The organism is Alcanivorax sp. (assembly GCF_002733835.1).
GTDB lineage: Bacteria > Pseudomonadota > Gammaproteobacteria > Pseudomonadales > Alcanivoracaceae > Alcanivorax.
This window is the reverse complement of sequence record NZ_NVWY01000013.1, coordinates 34,244-52,665: the sequence shown is the minus strand read 5'-3', so window position 1 is coordinate 52,665 and position 18,422 is coordinate 34,244. Positions and strand designations below refer to the sequence as shown.

The window sequence follows — 18,422 nt, the reverse complement described above, 5'->3', positions numbered from 1 at the left end:
CAGGAGCCACCACGATGCGCCCTTATCGATGCCGCTGCCTACAGCAGCAAGGATTCACACTGATTGAATTATTAGTGGGTCTATCAATAGCCGGCATTCTTCTTGTCTGCGTCTCACATGCCTGGAACGACCTCCTCCCTCGTTACCAGGTTCGCACGGCCACAATGACATTACATAGCCTGATCAGGCAGGCCCGCGCCGGCGCGATCACCGACGGCAACCGCATGCTCTGCGACGGACAGACAGGGTGCAGCAAGTTCGAGAAAACGCAGAAGGTATGGATGGGGTTTGATCAAAATGATGATGGAGCACTAAGCGCTTCGGAAATCATTGAGCACTACCAACTTCCCGGGGCAACTCGCCTGGTCTGGAAGCGATTCAAGGGGGATGCGCTCGTATTTCACAACAGAGGTAACAGCCATTTCCAAAATGGCAGTTTCTATCTATGTAACCACGTTGCAGCCAGAAGAATTGTCATGAACTGGATTGGCCGCCCCAGAGTGGAAGCGGCCAAGCCAGAAGACTGCAATTAATGCTCTTTCCAGGAATCATCAGAACCGATAGTGCAATCAGAGACTTTCATGCATGTCTGCCCCTCACTGTTGAGCTTCAGCACTTCCGTGCCTGTCATCAAACCCGTTTTCGGCTTTGTGGTAATGACATACTGCTGGTTGCCCGTTCCCGTCACGGAGATTGCCGTTGTGAAATAGTCACTATTGGCAAGCACTGGCGACAGCTCCGACAATTTAGTATTAGCGTCTTTATAGGAAAAGTTCTTGGCGCGGTAACGCTCCAACGCTCCGGACAAGGCCATCATCTCACCCTGCGCTTCGGCCTGCCGGGTATCCTGCACATAGCGCGTATAACTGGGATAACCGATAGCGGCCAGAATGGCCACTATCACTACCACAATCATTAGCTCTATCAGGGTGAAGCCTCGCTGGATCTGACCACTTTGGGGATACGCTCCAGACATCATTCCCCCTCACCATCAGGCGACGACTTGAACATATCTGCTTCTGTTTTATCCAGTTGTAGCCAACGGCGCTTTCGCAAATGGTTATAGGGTGATGTACCGGCTTCCTCACAGTCAGTCCCCACACACTTTATAATCTTATCGCAATCGGGCCCCTCACACTCAGGGTCAGGATCAAAAAGTAGTGTAGGTTTAGGAGGAATAACGCCGGGAGGCGGCAAATCCTTAATCGGGTCAGTTTCACCATCATTGTTCAGATCAACGCCTTTCCCATTTAGCAAGCCAACAGTGTAGTTGGCTGGCTGCCCATAGGTTACCGCACAAGGGTTCTCATCATTTTCTATGAGATCCGGGGTATAAGAGGTTGCCGCAAGGATAGATACAACCTCGCCATCAATCACAACAGGGTATATTACCGGCGACGCAAGCATCTTTTCGCCCGTTTCCTCCATCGGTAAATACCAACCTTTATCTTCTTCTGCATCTGCCGTGGATACATTGATCAAATCAGATATCGAAACATCTCCGGGCTTTCCTGGCTTCGCCTGCATAGCCGTTTCGTCCTTGATCACGAATAGAGCATCGTCCACGCTTTCATCCAGAGGATGGGAACGATACCCTGAGCCTGCAACAACAAACAGCTTCTTCTTCCCACCTTCAATCATATAAGCAACAGCCGGTGCGTCGTAAAACCGCCGATTCTTGCTTCCTTGGGTGCTCCCCACATCAGCCAACCGATGAATGTCGGCCGAAAACTTTTTAGCCTCACCTTCGCCACTTTGCCCCAGATCCACACGGAACAATTGCCCCCCCAAATCACCGAAGTACAAAAAGTCAGCAATGCCGTCAAAATTCTTGTCAACAGCGGAAATGCTGCCAGGCACAGACCACTTCATGTTGGTATCCGAGCCTTCCCAAATCAACGATCCGGTTTCTGCATTAACAATGTAAACAGCATTCCCCATGTCATCGCCACTGGAAGAGCGGCCTTGGCCTTGTTTCAGGTCATGATCTTCAGGGCTATAACCACCACCAAACACCAGCACAGGCACTTTTTTATCGCCATCCATGATCTGGGTAAGGGTAGGAACAGACCACGTTTGACCCAGCTTTTTAAAGCCCGACGTTTCACCACCCTTAATGGACCACTTCACTTTAGGGCTATTTTTGGAGGAGACATCCAACGCGTAGTAACTCCTTCCACCCCGACGCATCCCGCCATAGAGATAAACAGCTTCAGGAGCTCCCGCTACTGGATCCGTTTTGTTTGGTTTTCTCCAGGCAACCCAAGAACTATCCAGCCCATATAAAGTGCGTCGATTATCCGCCGTTAAAGATTTCTCTTCATCAACAAACTCGTTTGCCTTACCAATAAACTCTTCAGGCATAAACGCATATTTTTCGGCACCGTCACTGGTATCAATCGCGTGCAGCATACCTCCATTCGTGGACACAAAAATAAGATTATTATTCTCATTGCTACCGTAATTGATAATCAAGGGCACGCTATGCAGCGGGTCCCCCCATGATTTTTTAAGAGACTCAATCAGCTCCGAAACCTGCTTGTCTGTTGCATCATCCGATAGCCCAAGGAACGTTTTATCAACCCCCCCCGCTTTATCAACCTTGTCCCACTCCAGCTTCTTAACCGTACTTCCGTTGTTATAGTAAAGGTTACGATCCTTCACTTCCGCCCGAGCGCCGCCTTTCTCCACATCATAACCGTCGACTTCACCACTCCAGAAGCTGCGCGCATTTTCACTGAAGAACCCTGTCTCGGAGTCAATCGCATTGCCTGTCTGACCCACGACCTGCTTATTTTTTAACTTGTATTTTTTGAGGTTCCCTTGCCAAGCATTGTATTTATTGGGCGTGAATACGGCGTAATACAGGTCATTCAGGTGTTCAAAACGGTTCATCTGGTTAACCGACACCCCTGGCGACGAAAGCGCACGGGAGCTTTCATCTATTTGATTTATCGCCTCAAGAAATGCGCCAGCCAACTCATTCGCCGTAGAGGCAACAAAGGTTCCTTCTGCACCATCGGTGGAAACCGCTTCCATTTTTTCTGCTGCATCATTCAGGTAGAGCGCCACATTGTAAGTCTTTATCGAGCGCCCTTTCATATTCGTTTCAGAAGACAAGTAACCCGAGATATCTTCCTGGCACTTGTAATCCTTGTCATTCACATAACTCTTGCAACTTCCCGCAGGCAAGACAGAACTGGATGGCACAGAAGCAGAAGCTGACGGCTCCCCATCAGTAAAAAGAACAATATGATTTGACTCGCACTGGTTCTCCATATTCATTGGGGAAACATACTTGCCGTTCTCAACAATCTTGGCGTCATTAACGCAGCGGGTTTCTTTTTCGCACACTTCCTTATAGAGACCTTCACGGGAAAAATAACGAGTCACACCTTCTTCAAAGCCGGTGACATCCCGTTCTTCATAATAGACATTACGTTGCTGATAGGAGCGTGAGCGCTCACGGCAGCCCCATCCATCACGTTCTTTTTGGTAAGTAGTCGCTGACTGCTCATCACAATTCCACGCATAATCACCTGTGCTTTGCCAGCTTGACCAAGACCCAAGCCGACAGTTATCGCTATTTGTATTGCAGGAGCCAGAAATGTTTTTCCAGTTGCCGACAACCTTTTGACACGTTTCCAGTGAGGCATCACAAGCACCGCCAATCTGCTGCCAGTCACCATAGGATGTAGCTCGGCAGTCTTCCCGGGACACATCACAGGATGGAACGCCAGCCCAGCCATCTGTTTCACTCTTACAGGTATCCAGAGCAGTATTACAACTAGCGCCGCCACCAAGCTCCGCCCATTCACTCCACCCATCGAAGACATCTTGGCAGGTGCCCTCCACATCAAACTCACCGTATTCCACACACATTGATTTGGTATTGTCATCATAATAGTTGGACGACCCATATTTACCGCTGTACGGGGTACCTCCCATCATGTAGAGCGCGGTTTCCCAGTAGGTCTTTGACGTTGGCGTCCCCCCCGTAGGGTCTCCTGTACCCTTAATGTCGTTAAGTTTGCTCACCTCCTCTTTCAGGAAGTTTCGGGTATTTTTATTTAAATCAATCACAGGAACCAAAACATGGCCGCCTTCGGCCACACCGTTATTCATGGTCCCTCTGCGAAAACGGCTTAGCCCAAGGCGGATATCAGGCGATACGTCATCAATCAAAATATGCATCGCCTCTTCAAGCAGATCTATACGTTTTTTTTCGTTGTAGCTGCATTTAGATGTTTTGCAGTCTTGCATGGAACCAGAGGTATCCAGCATGATCATCACATTGGCAGATTGCTTATTTTTACTTTCATTTGCATCGGCCTTGGAAAAGAAAATTTCCGTATCATCAGCCTGCAGCAGCGAGCTGGAAAACAACGAAACAGCCAGCACCCCGACAATTAATCTTAACTTACTCATAACGCCCCCTTACTGTATCTCAGAGCCAGGCTTAACCCCCATCTTCAAGGCCTCCTGAAGATGATGATTCGATAAATTAAAGCTTTTCATTTCACTCTCGCCCAACATCGCAATTCTGTAATCGACCATAATCTGCGATCCACCACTGGTGCCAATTTCCGCACCCGCTATTGGTTCAAAACCATTGAGCTTTGTTGCTGAAGTAGCCATAAGCAAACCTCGGGAATCCAGCTTATCGCTATTATTGGCACCGCACTTTCCACTCTTACTTGTATCACCCTTGGTGACACAGCGATAAAGAGGCTCGCCACCTCCCAAGCTGGCGTACAACGCCGCACCCGGCATGCCATTAATCTCTGTATAAGCTGCGGACAGTGCACTTTCCGCAGCTTCAAATGTCATGGCATCAGCCTGCGTGCCTGTTGCAACCTTGGCGGAAAAAATGCTTGATTTCATCGCCGATATCCCCATTAGCGACACAACCACCAGAATAAGAAGCGCAACCACCAGCGCCGCACCCCTCTCTTTTATTTTCATCTTTTTTCACCTTTCTTCATGATCAGATGGCGTCCCAGTCGCTGTAATTACGCAGCTTGACTGTGGACATAAAAACTCGTCGCACGGCTTGATCCTGCGGCGCTGTAATTTCTTTTTGCAAAACATAAAATTTTTGCGTTCCTTCGCTTTCAGGGAGAGAGAGAGAATCGTTTTTTAGCAATATGGCGAAACGAACAGCAACAGCCTCTTTGCCGCCCAAATCCCCTGCGGAAACATATTGACCGGCATTCGCATAACCATTTTTATTGGTATCGATGCCGTACATCACCTCAAAAGCCTGAACCCCTTCCAGCAGAACCACTCCATCACCACCCGAAACACTGCCATCGCAAACCAATTCGCTTTCATCGTTAACGAAGTAGGTGTTAACAATTTCAGCAGCACTGCCTCCTGCCACAGCCCCCCCTTCACAATCTGAAACACCGTGATAGGCAATTGTCAGGCGATCATAGTTTGCGCCATTACTCGAGCCTGGCTTGCCTTGGGTCGTAACGAACTTGACACCTTGAGGGTAGGACGACACGACGTCATCCATTTCCAAACCAGCTTGGCGCAGATCCCTCACCAGGAAACGAACAAAGAGCTGCCCATCTTCCTGGATTCGGGACAAGGCCTGTTGAAGTGCGAAGGATTGCTGATTTGCCAGAAAAAGCTGCAATGCAGCACCAGTAATAAGCAACCCCAGCAACATTGCGACCATTAATTCGACAAGACTGAAACCCTGATAATGTTTTTTTATTATCATCGGGATACCTCCAGCACCACACACTCGGAGCCTTCACCCACATTAACACCATCGGCATCAAAGCATTTTCCTGCATCCTGATCCCCCCAACTCACTGCCACACAATGGATAGGGGAGCCCGAGCCACATGCATCTACAGCAATCATTCCACCTTGCAGTTGATTGGCCACCTGCCAAGACAGAACATCGATATCCCAATCTGCCAGATTGGGAGGAGCACAGTCAGCATCGACACAGGTATTCAGCCCTGAAGGCTTTGTGCCCGGGTCAGATTTCGCATCCGGCCAGCTATTAACATTAGTGTAAGTACTCATCGCAGCCTCATTAGCCAAAAACCGCTCTAGCGCATCTTGCGCCAACAACGCAGCCTGGGCGCGATTGTTCGCATCTTCAGCGGCTTTCAATGCCGTCAGTTGCATTCCGGCATAACCCAGCACCCCAATGGCCAACACCAGCAAGGCGATCAGCACCTCAACCAACCCCACACCCTGCTGTTTTTTCATCCCTTTGCTTTTCATCAGCTGCAGCTCTTCACTTCGTTGGTAATCTTGCCAAACGGCGATACGGTAATCGCTCTTCCCTCTTCCCCGGTACGGTCATCACACAACGAAAACTTTGCCAGTCCGGCATTAGTCAAACCATTGTTACGAAATTCAATCTTACTTAGCCCATCATCGGATTCGATTTTGCTGGTACCTTTAGGCAAGAACTCCTGATTCTCCTCGGTGGTTACTGAAGCCGGGTACTCAATAACCCATCCACTTTTCCAATCCGTTCCGGATTTCGGCTTTAACGTGACCGTCGTTCGTAAACTCACCGCCTGGACCCGCGCAGTATTAACCGCAGTAATAAAATCGGCGGCCGTAGAGCGAAGCGCGCTTCTTGCCTGAAGGCCATTAAACGCTGGCACAGCAATCGTTAAGAGAACGCCCGCCACAGCAATCGTCACCATCAACTCAATGATCGTAAAACCAAACTGATTGCGGCTTTTAAATCCTGTTTTCATCCCTGCCCCGGTCTATCGGTTTTTGTACGTGGTATCACTTTAACAAGGCCCGATATGCCTTCAATTGAATGGAGACCAGTGGGGCCTTGCCGCACCCGAACGGTATAAGCTGCTGAAAAATAATGAATTTTGGTACTTTAGTGTGTGAGAGGTCTCACACTTTAATCGTAGACTAGAGCATTTTTTGCTTAGCCAAAAGAACTAGGCTTGGCTGCGGAAGAATGGACGGTCTAAAAGACGGGACAGGCGCTACGGACGTAGCGCCTTGGGCATGGAGAAGCGGATATTTTCTTCACGGCCGGGGATTTCTTCGGCGTCTTTGCCTCCCAGGCTCTTGAGTGTAGCAACGACCTGCTGTACCAGATCCTCAGGGGCGCTGGCGCCGGCGGTGACACCAACAGCGGCTTTGCCTTTCAACCAGTCCGCATCAATCTGCGATGGCTCGTCAATCAGGTAGGCATCGGCACCGCAGCGTTCGGCCAGCTCGCGCAGCCGGTTGGAGTTGGAGCTGTTTACCGAGCCGACCACCAGCACCAGACCACACTCCAGCGCCAGCTGGCGTACGGCATCCTGGCGGTTGGTGGTGGCGTAGCAGATATCTTCGCGTTTGGGGCCAAGAATCGCCGGAAAGCGCTGGCGCAGGGCATCAATGACGCGGGCAGTATCATCCACACTCAGGGTGGTCTGGGTGACGAAAGCCAGTTTGCTTTCATTGCGCACCGTCAGGGTCGCCACGTCAGCCTCGTCTTCCACCAGATAAATGTCCCCCCCATGGGATTTGTCGTACTGGCCCATGGTGCCTTCCACTTCCGGATGGCCAGCATGGCCAATCAGGATGCTTTCACGGCCTTCACGGGCATACCGAATGACTTCCATATGCACCTTGGTGACCAGCGGGCAGGTGGCATCGAAAACCTGCAGCTGACGCCGCTCGGCCTCTTCCTGCACCGCTTTGGAGACGCCGTGGGCGCTGAAAATGACAATGGCGTCGTCCGGCACTTCGTGTAGCTCTTCCACAAACACCGCGCCGCGCTGACGCAGGTCTTCCACCACATAACGGTTATGCACCACTTCGTGACGGACATGAATCGGTGGCCCGAACACTTCCAGAGCGCGGTTGACGATGTCGATGGCACGATCCACGCCAGCACAGAAGCCACGGGGATTAGCGAGACGAATTTCCATAATTCAGCTGATCGTTGACTGTGGATAATGGACAGCGGAAAGCCAGAAACATTCCTCCTGCCCGCTGTTTGAACACCTACCCATGAACGTTCCTCTCTTCACCGGCGGCTGTCCACCGTCAACGGTCAATTGAGGGTTACAGGCTGCTCGGGGGCGTAGCGTTCGATACCGATAATCTCCACTTCAAAGGTGAGATCCCGGCCTGCCAGCGGATGATTGAAGTCCACCATCACCCACTCATCATCCGCCTTGGCGATCACCCCTGGCAGCTCGGCACCGGCCGCATCGGCGAAACTCAGCACCATGCCGGGCTCCAGGGAATCGTGCTCGGCAAAGGTGTCGCGGGTGAAATGCTGCACATTCTGCTCGTTGTACTCCCCGAACGCCTTGGCCGCTTCCAGGAAAACGCTGCGACGATCACCGGCCTTGAGACCACGAATGGCATTTTCAAAGCCCGGCAGCAAGGACTCATCCCCCCACACAAAAGAGGCGGGCTCACCGTCGAAGGTGGAGTCCAGGTCCGTGCCGTCCATCAGGCGCACAGCAAAATGCAGGGTAATCCGGGTATCCGGGCCTGCTCGCAGTAATTCAGTCATTGTCTTTGGGCTCCTTTCTGGCTCCCAGCAGCATATCCAGCAGAATCAATCCGGCGCCGATCGTGATGGCGGTGTCAGCAATATTGAAGGCCGGAAAATGATAATCGCCCCAGTAGAAGTCGAGAAAATCCACCACATGCCCCAGCACCAATCGATCGTAGAAATTGCCCAGGGCACCGGCCAGGATCAGCGACAGGGCTACCCCCTGCAGTTTCTCGGCAGCGGTAAGCCGGGCCAGCCAGATCAAAATCATCACCGAGGCGCCCACCGCAATAGCCGTAAAGAACCAGCGCTGCCAACCGCCCGCATCGGCCAGAAAGCTGAATGCGGCACCGCTGTTATAGGCCAGGGTCAGATTGAAGTGCGGAAAGACTTCCAGCCGTTCATACAGTGAAAACACCGCCACCACTTCATGCTTGGTCCATTGGTCCAGCGCGACAATCAGCGCCGTCAGCCACAACCAGGACAATTGCCCGGGCAGCCGTTTTTTTGCACCCGGCGCTTGGCGGCCGGCATTCGGCGCATTATCAGGCATAGTGTCGCACCTCGCCGTCACCATCCACATTGGTGATACAGCGCCCACACAGTTCCGGATGATCAGCATGGCTGCCCACATCCGGCTGGTGATGCCAACAGCGAGCGCACTTGCTGTGATCCGAGGCCAGCACCTGTACTTTCAACCCCGCCACAGCAGTGTCTTCCAACTCTGCCGGGGCCTCTGCCAATGGCTTGAGCACAGCGGCAGAAGTAATGGTGACAAAACGCAATTCATCGCCCAGGCGCTGTAACAACGCACTCTGCTCAGAGTCCACAAACAGCACCACCTCAGCGCTCAGGCTACCCTTGATCAGCTTGGCAGCACGAGCCCCTTCGATGGCCTTGTTCACTGCCTGCTTGGCGTCCTGCACCTTGTCCCAGAACGCCCGGCCCATATCGGCACCCTCGGCCAACGCAAACAGGCCGTCGTACCATTCGGTCAGGAACACGGAATCGAGCCGCTCGCCGGGCAGGTTTTCGTAGATCTCTTCGGCGGTAAAGCTGAGCACCGGCGCCATCCAGCGCACCAGCGCCTGGGCGATATGGTACAAAGCGGTCTGGCAGGAGCGCCGTGCCACGGAATCAGCCTGGGTGGTGTACTGGCGATCCTTGATGATATCCAGATAAAAACCGCCCAGATCCAGTGCACAGAAGTTATGCAGCTTCTGGTAGACCTGATGAAAGTGGTAGCCGTCGTACAGGTCTTCGATCTCGCCCTGCACCTGCAACGCCCTATCCACGATGTAGCGGTCCAGCGCCAGCATCTGCTCCGGCTGCAACGCATCCGTGGCTGGCTCGAAACCGCTCAGGTTGGAGAGCAGGAAACGGCTGGTATTGCGGATACGGCGATAGCTGTCACCCATCTGCTTGAGGATATCCTTGGACACGGACATCTCGCCCCGGTAATCCGTGGCGCAGACCCACAGGCGCAGAATATCCGCACCCAGGTCATTCCAGACTTCCTGTGGGGCAATCACGTTGCCTACCGACTTGGACATCTTGCGACCGTGCTCGTCCACGGTGAAACCGTGGGTCAACACCGTACTGTAAGGGGCTGTGTCGCGAATCGCCAGGCTGGTGAGCAGGGACGACTGGAACCAGCCACGGTGCTGGTCCGACCCCTCCAGATACAGATCCGCCGGCGCGCGCAGCTGCTCGCGCTGGTCCAGCACGCAATAATGGGTGACACCGGAATCGAACCACACGTCCAGGGTATCGGTGACCTTGCTGTACTTGTCCGCGTCTTCACCCAGCAGTTCCGCCGGCTCCAGATCGAACCAGGCATCAATGCCTGCTTTCTCCACCCGCTCGGCCACCTGCTCGATCAGTGCCGGGGTTTGCGGATGCAGCTCGCCGGTTTCCCTGTTCACGAACAGGGCGATCGGCACACCCCAGGTGCGCTGACGGGAAATACACCAGTCGGGGCGATCGGTCAGCATGCCTTCAATGCGCGCCTTGCCCCACTCCGGCAGCCACTGCACCTTGTCGACTTCCTGACGGGCGCGGGGCAGCAGGCCCGCCTGATCCATGGACACAAACCACTGCGCCGTGGCACGGAAAATCAGCGGTGTTTTATGACGCCAGCAATGCGGGTAGCTGTGTTCAATTTTCGCCAACTTGACCAGATTGCCGCTGTCTTTCAGCGCCTCGATCACCGGCTCGTTGGCCTTGCTCACATGCAGGCCGCCTACCACGGGCAGATCGTCGCGGAACAGGCCGTTATCCAGCACCGGGCTGACCGGGTCCAGGTCGTACTGCTTGCCCACCACAAAGTCATCGGCACCATGGCCCGGGGCGGTGTGTACCAGGCCGGTACCGGCGTCGGTGGTGACGTGCTCACCGAAGATCACTGGCACCTGGGCCTCCAGGAAGGGATGCTGCAAAGCCATCATTTCCAGCTTGCTGCCGGTGACGGTGGCCGAACGGGACACCTTGTCCAACCCCCAGCGCGCCACCAGATCATCGGCCAGCGCCTCCGCCACCAGCAGCTCACGGGCCACGCCGTCCTGCTCGCCGGAGAGCAGCACATAATCCAGCTCCGGGTGCACTGCCACCGCCCGGTTGGCCGGCAGAGTCCAGGGGGTGGTGGTCCAGATCACCAGCGCCGGAGCGCTGGCTTCAATGCCTGAGCGGGCAACGAAGTCCGCCACATCCACCACCGGGAACGCCACATCGATGGCCGGCGAGGTTTTGTCTTCGTATTCCACTTCCGCTTCCGCCAGCGCGGAGGCGCAATCCAGACACCAATGCACCGGCTTGAAGCCCTGCTGCAGGTGGCCGTTATCCACGATCTTGCCCAACGAGCGGATGATGTTCGCCTCGAAGGCAAAATCCATGGTCAGGTAGGGGTTATCCCAGTCGCCAAACACGCCCAGACGCATAAAGTCCGACTTCTGCCCGGCCACCTGTTTGCTGGCGTATTCGCGGCATTTCTTGCGGAAGGTGCCGGCATCCACCTTGTGGCCGGCCTTGCCGACTTTCTTCTCCACCATCAGCTCAATGGGCAAACCATGGCAATCCCAGCCCGGCACATAGGGCGCATCGAAGCCCGCCAGTGTGCGGGACTTGACGATCATGTCCTTGAGGATCTTGTTTACCGCATGGCCGATATGAATATCGCCGTTGGCGTAGGGAGGGCCATCATGAAGAATGAACTTGGGCCGACCGGCAAAGGTCTCGCGAATCTTCTGGTACAGCTGCTTTTGCTGCCACTCTTTGAGCCGCGCAGGTTCACGCTGGGACAGGCCGGCTTTCATCGGAAAGCCGGTTTGGGGAAGGTTTAGCGTTGCCTTGTAGTCCGTCATGATTCCGCTTATTACACCGTAGGCATATCAAAAAAAGCCCGAACCGCGTCCACATCCTGCCGGATGGCAGTCTTGAGTTGGTCCAGATCCGCGAATTTTTCTTCCGGGCGCACATAATGGCGAAAAGCCACGGTCAGGTGTGCGCCATACAGGCTGTCTTGATGCGTGTGCTGCGCGTCGCCCGAACCAGAACCACCCGCCGAATCACTGTAATCCAGCAGATAGACCTCCAGGCGATTTTCCGTGCCATTCACCGTGGGCCGCGTGCCCATGTTGGCGGCGCCGGGCTGATCGGTCAGCCCGGCGCCGGTGACCGTCACCGCAAAGACGCCGTGCAGGGGAGACTGCAACCGCTTCAGCGCCAGATTCACCGTGGGCAGGCCGAGGGTCCGGCCGATCTTGTCACCATGGCGCACCCGCCCACTGATGGCAAAAGGTCGCCCCAGCAAGCGCTCTGCCAGAGCAAAATCGCCGTCACACAGCGCCGCCCGCACGCGCGTACTGGACACCCGCTCACCGTCGACCTCACAGGTGGCGGTATCCGTCACCGCAAAACCGAACTGCTGACCGGCCTGCTGCAGGTAGGCAAAATCGCCGTCCCGGCCACAACCGAAACGGAAATCATCCCCTACCACCAGATATTCCACGCCCAGGCCATCCACCAACAGGGCTTTCACAAAGGCCTCTGCGGTCAGTGAACGGAAACGCTCACCGAAGCGCACGCACAGCACCTGATCCACACCGGCTTCGCGCAGGGCGATCAACTTGTCGCGCAGCGACATCAGCCGCGGCGGCGCGGTCCGGGGAGAAAAGAATTCCTGGGGCTGCGGCTCAAACAACATCACCGTGGATTTCAAACCACGACGACGGGCCTCTGCGATCACCTGATCCAGAATGCGCTGGTGACCCTGATGCACCCCATCGAAATTGCCGATGGTGGCCACACAGCCGCGATGCGTGTCGCGCAGATTGTGAATGCCGCGAATCAGTCGCATCTCACCCTCATATCAAAAGACGCCCGATTATACAGGAACACCACTACGCTGCACGCAACAGGCCTGCATGCTTCACGCCAAATCAAAACCTGGCACACCATCGGCGATGCAGACTGGAGCGCGTAAAACGAAGCCCCAGACAGACGCCTTAACGGCGCAGATGGCGCACCCGCAAACCTAACACCGCCAGAGACGACAAATAAATTGCCACGCCAGCGACCACAATCAAGGACAGCCAGCCAACCCGCGGCCACACCCCGGCCTCATTCCACACCGCCGTCTGCAACGACAACCAGTAGCAAGCCGCCACCATGGCGACCCCTGCCAACAGCATCCGCAACCATTGCAACGCCCAGCCCGGCAACGGCTGATACACCCCACTGCGGCGCAGCCCCAGATACAGCAACCCGGCATTCAACCAGGCCGACAGCGCCATGGCCGAGGCCAGCCCCACATGGCGCCATTCCCACACCAGCAGCGCGCCCAGCAGCATATTGGCCAGCATGGCCAGCACCCCAATCCGCACCGGGGTGCGGGTGTCCTGGCGGGCGTAAAACCCCGGCGCCAGCACTTTGATCAGCATGGCCGCCAACAACCCGGCGCTATACGCCCGCAGCGAGGCCGCCGTCTGAGTCACATCAAAGGCGGAAAATTCCCCGTACTGGAACAGCGTAGACAGCAGCGGCTCGGCCAGTGCGAACAACGCCAGTGCTGCGGGCAAGCCAATCAGCAGCACCATGCGAATCGCCCAATCCAGAGTGCGCGAGAACGCCTCTGGCGAGGCTTCCGCATGCTTGCTGGACAGGCTGGGAAGAATCACCGTGCCAATGGCCACCGCAAAAATGCCCAGCGGCAGCTCGATCAGCCGGTCCGTGTAATACAGCCAGGTCACCGACCCGGTTTCCAGCATGGAGGCCAGAATCGTGTTGACCAGGGAGTTCAGCTGATAGACCGACGCCCCGAACAGGGCCGGCGCCATCAGTTTCATGATCTTGCGAACACCGGGATCACGCCAGCCCATGCGCGGAATCGGCATCAAATTCAACCGGGCCAGGAAGGGCAACTGGAACAGCAGCTGCACCACCCCGGCGATCAACACCCCCCAGGCCAGCGCCACCGCCATGCGGTCTTCGGCAAAGTGCGGCGCCAGAAACAGGGCGCAGCCAATCAGGCTCAGGTTCAGCAATACCGGAGTGAAAGCCGGCACGGCAAAGCGGTTCCAGCTATTGAGAATGCCGCCGGCGAACGCCGTCAGCGCAATAAAGAAAAGATAAGGGAACGTCAGGCGCAGCATCTCCACCGCCAGCGCCCGTTTTTGCGGGTCATCGCCAAAACCGGGGGCAAACACCCAGATAATCGCCGGCGCGGCCAGCACGCCCACCAGCGTCACCAGCACCAGGGTGCCACCCAGGGTGCCGGCCACCCGGTCCACCAGCAATTTCGTGGCAGCCATGCTGCCATTGCTGCGGTATTCGCTGAGCACCGGTACAAAGGCCTGATTAAAGGCGCCTTCGGCAAACAACCGGCGCAGGAAATTGGGGATTTTCAGGGCCACAAAAAAGGCATCGGCGCCGGCGGACGCGCCCAGCATCCGCGCGATCACCACGTCACGCACCAGCCCCAGCACCCGCGACAGCATGGTCATGGTTGCCACCACGGCGGTGGACGCCAGTAAACCTGCCTTTTTCGGGGGTTGCTCGGGGGTATCAGTCATGGTCGCTCCAGGAAACCGGTGAAGGTTAACGAAAGGCTACCCAAACCGCCAGAGAGGCGCATGCCAATCATCATTTCAGCAGGCTTTTCCCATTGACACAGGCCGCCTTGATCGGCATAGTTGCGCGTCTTTAGACCATGACCCGTGTGTTTTTTGACCATAGATTGGCTTCCAATACTCAGGTCGGCCCACAGGGCCAGTGTCGTAAACCGAATTTGACCTCGAATTTTAGATAGGAGCAGGACCTTGGCTAACTCACCGCAAGCACGCAAGCGTGCGCGTCAGGCGGAAAATCGCCGTCAGCACAACGCAGCGATGCGCTCCATGGTGCGCACATACCTGAAGCGGGTGAACGCGGCTATTGCGTCCGGCGACCAAGGCAGCGCTCAGGAAGCTTACAACCAGGCGGTGTCTGTGCTGGACAAAGCCACCCGCAAGGGTAAGTTCCACCCGAACAAGGCCGCTCGTCACAAGAGCCGCCTGAACACCAAGATCAAGGCGATGGCAGCCTGATCCCTTGGTGGACATAAAAAAACCGGCCTTGAGCCGGTTTTTTTATGTCTGAAAATCAGTATCGAGTTGCGAGAAGCGAGTTTCGAAAATCCAAACCGGTCTTGCCTTTCGCTTCTCGAAACTTGCTCTTCGCGTCAAGCCTCCGGCGTCAGGCTTCCGGCGTCAAACACCACCAGATTATCCCGGTGGATCAGCTCTTCCTCATTCATGAAGCCCAGCACCTCAGCGATCTCGGCGCTCTTCTTGCGGCAAATCCGGCGTGCATCCGCCGCATCGTAATTCACCAGGCCGCAGCCAACCCCCTCGCCCTGCTCATCCTCACACGCCACCATCTCGCCACGGGAAAACTGACCAAACACACCCACCACGCCCACCGGCAGCAAGCTCGAACCACCATCACGCAAACGCGCCACCGCCCCGGCGTCCAGCACCAGACGCCCGCGCATCTGCAAATGCCCGGCCAGCCATTGCTTGCGGGCGTTCATCGGCGAGGTATCCGGCAACAACGTCGTGCCCGGCCCCTGACCATCCGCCAACTCGATAAGCACTTCCGGGCTACGCCCGGAGGCAATAGTGGTAATCGCACCCGAGCGAGCGGCCAACTTGCCGGCCCGCACCTTGGTGGCCATACCTCCGCGCCCCAATAAACCGCCGCCGCCAGCGACACGGGCAATGGCCGGATCCGAGGCCCGGGCCTCGCGAATCAGGTTGGCATCGGCATTGTTGCGCGGATCCGCATCAAACAGGCCTTCCTGATCCGTGAGAATCAGCAGCCGGTCCGCCTCTACCAGATTCGCCACCAGCGCCGCCAGGGTATCGTTATCCCCAAAACGGATTTCGTCGGTGACCACGGTATCGTTCTCATTCACCACCGGCACCACACCGAACCCCAGCAGGGTCAGCAAGGTAGAACGGGCATTGAGATAGCGTTTGCGATCAGACAGATCGTCGTGGGTGAGCAGGACCTGGGCAGTATGCAACTGATGCTGCTGAAAGCGGGTCTCCCAGGCCTGCACCAGCCCCATCTGCCCCACGGCGGCGGCGGCCTGCAGCTCATGCACGGAATCCGGGCGCACCGACCAGCCCAGCCTGGTCATGCCTTCGGCCACCGCCCCGGACGAGACAATAACCACTTCAATGCCACGCTCACGCAGGGCCACCATGCGGTCCACCCAGGTTTGCATGAGCGCACAGTCCAGCCCTTTGCCGTCATTGGTCAGCAGGGCACTGCCTATCTTGATTACCCAACGCTGGCGATCTGCCACGCTCACTCCTTACCATCGGGTCCGAACATCTGGCATTTCCTGCCACTCAACTCGCCAGACACAACAATGCGCTACGGCTCGTAGACGATTTCCACATCGTGATCATCATCGTCGTCGTCATTATCATTCTGGCGAGCACGACGCGACTCCGCCTTGAGCTCCTGCACCTTCTCCCGGGCCTCTTCTTCCAGACGGGCACGCAGGTCCTGTTGGGCAGCGGCGTAGGCTGGATCCTCCTCCTCAAGACGACGGCGATCCTCAATGGCATTCATCAGGGCGTAAACCAGATCCTCACAGCCCACCCCGGCGGCGGCCGAAACCTTGAACACCGGCCCCTGCCAGCCCAGCTCATCCACAATGGCATCCGCCTGGGCCTGAGCTTCGTCATCAGCCAGCAGGTCGATTTTGTTGAATACCAGCCAGCGCTCCTGCTCCGCCAGTGCCGGCGAAAACCGGTCCAGCTCATCAGCGATGGCATCAATATGATTGGCCGGGCTGGAACCGTCCATGGGCGCCAGATCCACCACATGCAACAACAACCGGGTGCGCGCCAAATGCTTGAGGAAGCGGATCCCCAGGCCAGCACCGTCCGCCGCCCCTTCGATCAGACCGGGAATGTCCGCCACCACAAAGCTGCGGTAGCGGTCCGCCTTCACCACCCCGAGATTCGGAATCAAGGTGGTAAACGGATAATCCGCCACCTTCGGTTTGGCCGCGGAAATGGCACGAATCAGCGTGCTCTTGCCCGCATTGGGCATACCCAACAGCCCCACATCCGCCAGCACCTTGAGCTCCAGACGCAAGCGCCGGGACTCGCCAGGCTTACCCTTGGTGGTTTTACGCGGCGCCTGGTTCACACTGCTCTTGAAGTGGATATTGCCCAGCCCGCCACGGCCCGCCTGAGCCACCATCACCGGCTTGTCGGTGGCAGTGAGGTCCGCCAGCACCTCTTCCGTATCCAGATCGACCACGGTGGTGCCCACCGGCACATACAGAATGACATCGTCAGCGGATTTGCCGGTCATCTGGCGGCCCTTGCCCGGCTCACCATTACGCGCCTTGAAGATACGGTCGTACCGGTAATCCACCAGGGTGTTGATATTGGTATCGGCCTGCACATAAACATGACCGCCGGCACCACCGTCTCCGCCGTCCGGCCCGCCGAACTCCACGTATTTCTCGCGACGAAAGCTCAGACAGCCGTCACCGCCCTTTCCGGCATGGACATCAATAGTGGCTTCATCGACAAATTGCATGGGAACAGACTCTCTTTCAGAACGGTGCCATTCTACGGCAATGCATTCATTTTGGGGACAGATACCGCCGGGCAAAGCCCCGGCCGCAAATACAAAAAAACCCCGCGGGCGAAGCCTCGCGGGGTTTTTTCTGATCCGTCAGGATCAGGCCACAGGCTCGATCACCACATATTTGCGGCTCAGCGGACCTTTGACTTCGAACTTCACACGACCGGTTTCCTTGGCAAAGATGGTGTGGTCTTTGCCCATGCCGGCGTTTACGCCAGCGTGGAATTTGGTGCCGCGCTGACGAACAATGATTTCGCCTGCACTGACAACCTGGCCGCCATAGCGTTTCACGCCAAGGCGTTTACTTTCCGAATCGCGACCGTTACGAGTACTACCACCGGCTTTTTTATGCGCCATGTCTCAATCCTCTCTACTCAATTTCTGAAAATCAGGTCTTAAGGATCAGCCCTGGATCCCGGTGATTTTCACCGCAGTGTACCACTGACGGTGACCCTGTTGCTTACGGGAATGCTTGCGGCGACGGAACTTCACAATCTTGATCTTCTTGTGACGGCCCTGCTCCAGCACTTCCGCGGTTACCTTGGCACCATCCAGCATCGGCTGGCCGACTTTCACGTCGTCGCCATTGGCAACCAGCAGCACCTGGTCGAAATCAACGGATTCGCCGGTGGCTACTTCAATTTTCTCGATGCGAACAACATCGCCTTCTTCAACGCGATACTGCTTACCGCCGGTTTTGATTACTGCGTACATGTGTGTGCTCCAGCACAACTCCACTCAGGCGGGCGATCCACGGCGTCCACAGCACTTT

Annotated in this window: 18 protein-coding genes; 2 read left to right on the top strand and 16 right to left on the bottom strand. The window is 56.0% G+C overall.

Features of this window, described 5'->3' with window-relative positions; genetic code table 11:
* Positions 1 to 14: 14 nt before the first annotated feature.
* On the top strand, positions 15 to 533 hold the full coding sequence (locus tag COA55_RS08390) for a GspH/FimT family pseudopilin (RefSeq protein WP_290501489.1): 519 nt from the start codon (positions 15 to 17) through the stop codon (positions 531 to 533).
* On the opposite strand, the gene COA55_RS08385 is transcribed toward COA55_RS08390, so the two are convergent.
* The 12 genes from COA55_RS08385 to murJ all read right to left on the bottom strand — a co-directional run bounded on the left by COA55_RS08385 (position 530) and on the right by murJ (position 14,568).
* Positions 530 to 979, bottom strand: a complete 450-nt coding sequence (locus tag COA55_RS08385; protein ID WP_290501487.1) for a type IV pilin protein — start codon at positions 977 to 979, stop codon at positions 530 to 532. The genes COA55_RS08390 and COA55_RS08385 overlap by 4 nt on opposite strands.
* The gene (locus COA55_RS08380) at positions 976 to 4,428 is read right to left on the bottom strand and encodes a PilC/PilY family type IV pilus protein (protein ID WP_290501485.1); all 3,453 of its coding nucleotides are present in this window, start codon (positions 4,426 to 4,428) and stop codon (positions 976 to 978) included. Before COA55_RS08380 ends, COA55_RS08385 begins: the two co-directional genes overlap by 4 nt.
* 9 nt (positions 4,429 to 4,437) lie before the next feature.
* Positions 4,438 to 4,965, bottom strand: a complete 528-nt coding sequence (locus COA55_RS08375) for a PilX N-terminal domain-containing pilus assembly protein (RefSeq protein ID WP_290501483.1) — start codon at positions 4,963 to 4,965, stop codon at positions 4,438 to 4,440.
* A gap of 22 nt (positions 4,966 to 4,987) precedes the next feature.
* A complete protein-coding gene (locus COA55_RS08370) occupies positions 4,988 to 5,731 on the bottom strand; it encodes a PilW family protein (RefSeq protein WP_290501481.1) in 744 nt (247 codons plus the stop codon).
* Positions 5,728 to 6,249, bottom strand: coding sequence for a type IV pilus modification protein PilV (gene pilV, locus COA55_RS08365; protein WP_290501479.1), 522 nt, complete (start codon positions 6,247 to 6,249; stop codon positions 5,728 to 5,730). Before pilV ends, COA55_RS08370 begins: the two co-directional genes overlap by 4 nt.
* Entirely contained in the window at positions 6,249 to 6,737 is a 489-nt protein-coding gene (locus COA55_RS08360) for a GspH/FimT family pseudopilin (RefSeq protein WP_290501477.1), read from the bottom strand. Before COA55_RS08360 ends, pilV begins: the two co-directional genes overlap by 1 nt.
* A gap of 249 nt (positions 6,738 to 6,986) precedes the next feature.
* The gene (ispH, locus tag COA55_RS08355; RefSeq protein WP_290501475.1) at positions 6,987 to 7,922 is read right to left on the bottom strand and encodes a 4-hydroxy-3-methylbut-2-enyl diphosphate reductase; all 936 of its coding nucleotides are present in this window, start codon (positions 7,920 to 7,922) and stop codon (positions 6,987 to 6,989) included.
* A gap of 125 nt (positions 7,923 to 8,047) precedes the next feature.
* Positions 8,048 to 8,518, bottom strand: coding sequence for a peptidylprolyl isomerase (locus tag COA55_RS08350; RefSeq protein ID WP_290501473.1), 471 nt, complete (start codon positions 8,516 to 8,518; stop codon positions 8,048 to 8,050).
* The gene (gene lspA, locus COA55_RS08345) at positions 8,511 to 9,053 is read right to left on the bottom strand and encodes a signal peptidase II (RefSeq protein ID WP_290501471.1); all 543 of its coding nucleotides are present in this window, start codon (positions 9,051 to 9,053) and stop codon (positions 8,511 to 8,513) included. Before lspA ends, COA55_RS08350 begins: the two co-directional genes overlap by 8 nt.
* Positions 9,046 to 11,859, bottom strand: coding sequence for an isoleucine--tRNA ligase (ileS, locus tag COA55_RS08340; RefSeq protein ID WP_290501470.1), 2,814 nt, complete (start codon positions 11,857 to 11,859; stop codon positions 9,046 to 9,048). The genes lspA and ileS overlap by 8 nt, the downstream gene beginning before the upstream one ends.
* An 11-nt stretch (positions 11,860 to 11,870) precedes the next feature.
* The gene (gene ribF, locus COA55_RS08335; protein WP_290501468.1) at positions 11,871 to 12,854 is read right to left on the bottom strand and encodes a bifunctional riboflavin kinase/FAD synthetase; all 984 of its coding nucleotides are present in this window, start codon (positions 12,852 to 12,854) and stop codon (positions 11,871 to 11,873) included.
* 148 nt (positions 12,855 to 13,002) lie between these two features.
* A complete protein-coding gene (murJ, locus tag COA55_RS08330) occupies positions 13,003 to 14,568 on the bottom strand; it encodes a murein biosynthesis integral membrane protein MurJ (protein WP_290501466.1) in 1,566 nt (521 codons plus the stop codon).
* Between the two features lie 246 nt (positions 14,569 to 14,814).
* Here murJ and rpsT point away from each other — a divergent pair, with 246 nt between their 5' ends.
* The gene (gene rpsT / locus COA55_RS08325; protein ID WP_290501464.1) at positions 14,815 to 15,081 is read left to right on the top strand and encodes a 30S ribosomal protein S20; all 267 of its coding nucleotides are present in this window, start codon (positions 14,815 to 14,817) and stop codon (positions 15,079 to 15,081) included.
* 134 nt (positions 15,082 to 15,215) lie between these two features.
* Here the strand turns inward: rpsT and proB are convergent, their stop codons facing one another.
* The 4 genes from proB to rplU form a co-directional block, all read right to left on the bottom strand.
* The gene (gene proB / locus COA55_RS08320) at positions 15,216 to 16,346 is read right to left on the bottom strand and encodes a glutamate 5-kinase (protein WP_290501462.1); all 1,131 of its coding nucleotides are present in this window, start codon (positions 16,344 to 16,346) and stop codon (positions 15,216 to 15,218) included.
* Positions 16,347 to 16,417: 71 nt separating this feature from the next.
* On the bottom strand, positions 16,418 to 17,602 hold the full coding sequence (gene cgtA / locus COA55_RS08315; protein WP_063519909.1) for an Obg family GTPase CgtA: 1,185 nt from the start codon (positions 17,600 to 17,602) through the stop codon (positions 16,418 to 16,420).
* A 144-nt stretch (positions 17,603 to 17,746) separates the two neighbouring features.
* Positions 17,747 to 18,007 (bottom strand): 50S ribosomal protein L27, encoded by a 261-nt coding sequence (gene rpmA / locus COA55_RS08310; RefSeq protein ID WP_007149973.1) that lies wholly within the window; start codon positions 18,005 to 18,007, stop codon positions 17,747 to 17,749.
* A gap of 45 nt (positions 18,008 to 18,052) precedes the next feature.
* Positions 18,053 to 18,364: a 50S ribosomal protein L21 gene (gene rplU, locus COA55_RS08305; RefSeq protein WP_007148862.1), complete on the bottom strand. Its 312-nt coding sequence runs from the start codon at positions 18,362 to 18,364 to the stop codon at positions 18,053 to 18,055.
* Positions 18,365 to 18,422: the final 58 nt, after the last annotated feature.